The 3,268-nt window shown below is 46.2% G+C and carries 3 protein-coding genes and 12 tRNA genes; 14 read left to right on the top strand and 1 reads right to left on the bottom strand.

Annotation, left to right across the window (positions count from 1 at the left end; translation table 11 throughout):
- Positions 1 to 54: 54 nt before the first annotated feature.
- The 12 genes from FC49_RS09500 to FC49_RS09445 all read left to right on the top strand — a co-directional run bounded on the left by FC49_RS09500 (position 55) and on the right by FC49_RS09445 (position 1,086).
- Positions 55 to 128 (top strand) — tRNA-Met (locus FC49_RS09500).
- Positions 129 to 144: 16 nt separating this feature from the next.
- A tRNA-Ile gene (locus FC49_RS09495) sits at positions 145 to 218 on the top strand.
- A gap of 38 nt (positions 219 to 256) precedes the next feature.
- A tRNA-Ser gene (locus tag FC49_RS09490) sits at positions 257 to 344 on the top strand.
- Between the two features lie 11 nt (positions 345 to 355).
- Positions 356 to 429: transfer RNA gene (locus FC49_RS09485), tRNA-Met, on the top strand.
- A 5-nt stretch (positions 430 to 434) separates the two neighbouring features.
- Positions 435 to 509 (top strand) — tRNA-Asp (locus tag FC49_RS09480).
- 4 nt (positions 510 to 513) lie between these two features.
- A tRNA-Phe gene (locus FC49_RS09475) sits at positions 514 to 586 on the top strand.
- Positions 587 to 598: 12 nt separating this feature from the next.
- Positions 599 to 669: transfer RNA gene (locus tag FC49_RS09470), tRNA-Gly, on the top strand.
- Between the two features lie 10 nt (positions 670 to 679).
- Positions 680 to 754: transfer RNA gene (locus FC49_RS09465), tRNA-Ile, on the top strand.
- A 2-nt stretch (positions 755 to 756) separates the two neighbouring features.
- Positions 757 to 845 (top strand) — tRNA-Ser (locus FC49_RS09460).
- A gap of 5 nt (positions 846 to 850) precedes the next feature.
- Positions 851 to 922: transfer RNA gene (locus tag FC49_RS09455), tRNA-Glu, on the top strand.
- Between the two features lie 10 nt (positions 923 to 932).
- A tRNA-Met gene (locus FC49_RS09450) sits at positions 933 to 1,006 on the top strand.
- A 5-nt stretch (positions 1,007 to 1,011) separates the two neighbouring features.
- Positions 1,012 to 1,086, top strand: a tRNA-Asp gene (locus FC49_RS09445).
- Positions 1,087 to 1,301: 215 nt separating this feature from the next.
- Here FC49_RS09445 and FC49_RS09440 read toward each other — a convergent pair.
- Positions 1,302 to 1,796 carry a hypothetical protein gene (locus tag FC49_RS09440; RefSeq protein ID WP_003711505.1) on the bottom strand — a complete coding sequence of 165 codons (495 nt, stop codon included), beginning with the start codon at positions 1,794 to 1,796 and terminating at the stop codon, positions 1,302 to 1,304.
- A 204-nt stretch (positions 1,797 to 2,000) separates the two neighbouring features.
- Between FC49_RS09440 and spxA the strand changes: the two genes are divergently transcribed.
- Together spxA and FC49_RS09430 are read left to right on the top strand one after the other, a co-directional pair.
- Complete coding sequence (spxA, locus tag FC49_RS09435) at positions 2,001 to 2,402, top strand: transcriptional regulator SpxA (protein WP_003715289.1); 402 nt, start codon at positions 2,001 to 2,003, stop codon at positions 2,400 to 2,402.
- 142 nt (positions 2,403 to 2,544) lie between these two features.
- Positions 2,545 to 3,216 carry an adaptor protein MecA gene (locus FC49_RS09430; RefSeq protein ID WP_056984881.1) on the top strand — a complete coding sequence of 224 codons (672 nt, stop codon included), beginning with the start codon at positions 2,545 to 2,547 and terminating at the stop codon, positions 3,214 to 3,216.
- Positions 3,217 to 3,268: the final 52 nt, after the last annotated feature.

The following is a 3,268-nucleotide window of genomic DNA, read 5'->3' as shown; positions in this document are numbered from 1 at the left end:
GGTCGCAGGTTCGAATCCTGTTTTCCCGATTTCTAATATTTATATATTAGCATTCGCGGTGTAGCTCAGCTGGCTAGAGCGTCCGGTTCATACCCGGGAGGTCGAGGGTTCGATCCCCCCCGCCGCGATTTGACTGGCTGTTTTGGACCTTTAGCTCAGTTGGTTAGAGCAAGCGGCTCATAACCGCCCGGTCGTAGGTTCGAGTCCTACAAGGTCCATCGGGCATTTGCTCTGATGAATCTGGTTTTGTATATATGGAGGATTACCCAAGTGGCTGAAGGGGGCGGTCTTGAAAACCGCTAGGCCGTGAGAGCGACGCGAGGGTTCGAATCCCTCATCCTCCTTTTATTATTATCGCGGGGTAGAGCAGTCTGGTAGCTCGTCGGGCTCATAACCCGGAGGTCGTTGGTTCAAATCCAGCCCCCGCAATTTTTGGTCCGTTGGTCTAGTTGGTTTAGGACGCATCCCTGTCACGGATGAGATCACGAGTTCGAGTCTCGTACGGACCGTTTTGGCTCGGTAGCTCAGTTGGTAGAGCAACGGATTGAAGCTCCGTGTGTCGGCGGTTCGATTCCGTCCCGCGCCATCTGTTTATCATGCGGGTATAGTTTAGTGGTAAAACCACAGCCTTCCAAGCTGTTGTCGCGAGTTCGATTCTCGTTACCCGCTTTTACTATATGGGCCTATAGCTCAGTTGGTTTAGAGCGCACGCCTGATAAGCGTGAGGTCGATGGTTCAAGTCCATTTAGGCCCATTGGAGAATTACTCAAGTTGGCTGAAGAGGCGCCCCTGCTAAGGGTGTAGGTCGCGAAAGCGGCGCGAGGGTTCGAATCCCTCATTCTCCGTTTATGACCCGTTAGTCAAGTGGTTAAGACACCAGCCTTTCACGCTGGTATCGTGGGTTCAAATCCCGCACGGGTCACTTTTATTATCGCGGGGTAGAGCAGTCTGGTAGCTCGTCGGGCTCATAACCCGGAGGTCGTTGGTTCAAATCCAGCCCCCGCAATTTTTGGTCCGTTGGTCTAGTTGGTTTAGGACGCATCCCTGTCACGGATGAGATCACGAGTTCGAGTCTCGTACGGACCGTCAAAAAGGTTGAGTTGTTTACTCAACCTTTTTTGGTTTAAAACAAAAAATGAGGTTAGGGAGAACACTAATACGCTCAATCTCTTAATCGCTTAAAACTGATAATGTTACAGTATAGCGACCGGCTGACAGGGCTAATTGTGCGTAGCAAAAAAGCGGCTGTGTTTGGTTAGAAAACCAGACACAGCCGCTTGCTGCCGTTCACAGCATTAAAATTACCGCACGGAACGGTAAACCTCATCATAGTAGTAATTATCAGAGCCCATAGTAGTAAAGTTGGTTAAACTTGCGAAGGAATCACTGTTTTTCCAAGCAGTCAAATCTTCGAAGCTATCCCAGGCGGTGATTAATACCAGCGTTGAACTCTCCGCCTTATTGGCAACGGAAGTCATCAGACCGGCATTCATTGCAGCAGGCTTGTCAGCAATCACTTTTTGTAAGCTGTTGTAGAGAACTTGCTGCCGGTCACCGTTAACCTGGAAAGACTGGTAATAAAAGAGTCCGTTGTAGTTACTGTCCATGGTTTCGTCAAGAACGGTTAGGACTACCGGATTTTTAAAAATTGGATTTTGATTTGATAGATCGAACAGGGCCAGCTTATTGCTGTGGGTTGATGCTTGCATTAATTTAAACTTGCGTTCTGGGTGGTCATCAATAATTCCCTGGAGAATCTGGTGGGACCCAAATGTAAAGCTGAGTTTAGTTAGCACAGGAATTCCTCCTCATAATAATAGTCAATTACTATTATAGTACAAATTGCGGAGGCAATTAGAAAAAAATCTGGACTTTGTTTATTTACTTACAAAAAGTTAAAGAATTTCTTGAGAAGTCTTTTATCGGTAGATAGAACATAGTATAATATTATATGTACTGATGAATGTTGCATAAAGAGAAAAGAAGGAGGCTTTTACTTAATGGTTACTCTATATACGTCTCCAAGTTGTACTTCTTGCCGCAAAGCGCGTGCTTGGTTGCAAGAACACGACATTCCGTTTACGGAGCGCAATATTTTTTCTGATCCTTTATCAGTTGATGAAATTAAAAATATTTTACGAATGACAGAAGATGGGACTGAAGATATTATTTCGAAACGTTCCAAAGCATACCAAAGTCTGAAGGTTGACTTAAATGCCTTGCCGATGAAGGCTCTTTACAAGCTGATCAGTGAGAACCCAGGCTTGTTGCGGCGCCCAATCATTATGGATGACAAGCGCCTGCAGGTGGGATACAACGAAGATGAAATTCGGCGGTTCTTACCACGTCAAGTGCGGGAACTTGAGTTGGCAGAAGCACAGCGGAAGGCTGACCTGATTTAATCAACTTGAACAGTATCTAACAGTAAACTAGCAGTGGTCAACGGGCATCTTTGCCTTGTTGCCACTGTTTTAGATTACTTTACTTTTATTGGAAAACCTTTAGAATAGATATAAGGAATTATTGTTAAGGAGGTGCTGGGCTTTGGAAATGGAAAGAATCAATGAAAATACGATTCGGGTCCTGATCAGTAACGATGACCTGGATGCCCGGGGAATCACAATCCTGGACCTGCTCGGCGACCATCAACAAATTGAGGATTTCTTTTATAGTATCCTGCGAGAGGTGGACACGGACCACCAGTTTACCGACAATGACGCGGTGACCTTTCAGGTAATGCCGACTGGCAATGGGCTGGAATTATTTATCAGCAAAAATTCCAGTGATGAAAAGCTCAATAGTGAAAATAACGAACAAATTGCGCAGTACATTAAAAATAATATCATGCAGGCTCGCGCTAAGCAGCAGGAGGACCGGCGGACAACGGTTGACCAGGATGGTGACGCGCAGCCCCAGGCAACCAGCTTTTCGCACTGGCAAGTGGTCCAGTTCCCGTCCTTTGAGGAACTCGTCGACTACGCGCGAATCCAGGATGATGATGACCTGGTGAGTGAACTTTACAAGTACCAGCAGAGCTATTACTTAGCACTTCACGATACCGAAGAACCGGATAGTGAAAATGCAATTAAGAACCACTTGGCGCTAGCGTATGAGTATGGCAACCCGACCGCGACATCGGCCGACTACCTTGCGGAACATGGGAAGAAAATTATGTCCCAATCGGCCTTGACCACGGTGCGCCACTATTTTAAATAAAGATAATTACCGAAATCTCCCGTCTGAAGTGCCTCATAATTGTTAGACAAAA

The organism is Limosilactobacillus oris DSM 4864 (assembly GCF_001434465.1).
Classification (GTDB): Bacteria; Bacillota; Bacilli; order Lactobacillales; family Lactobacillaceae; genus Limosilactobacillus; species Limosilactobacillus oris.
This window is presented reverse-complemented; position numbering and strand designations above follow the sequence as displayed.

Coding starts and splice junctions, on each gene's coding strand:
- spxA (WP_003715289.1), top strand. CDS start 2,001: ATGGTTACTCTATATACGTCTCCAAGTTGTACTTCTTGCCGCAAAGCG.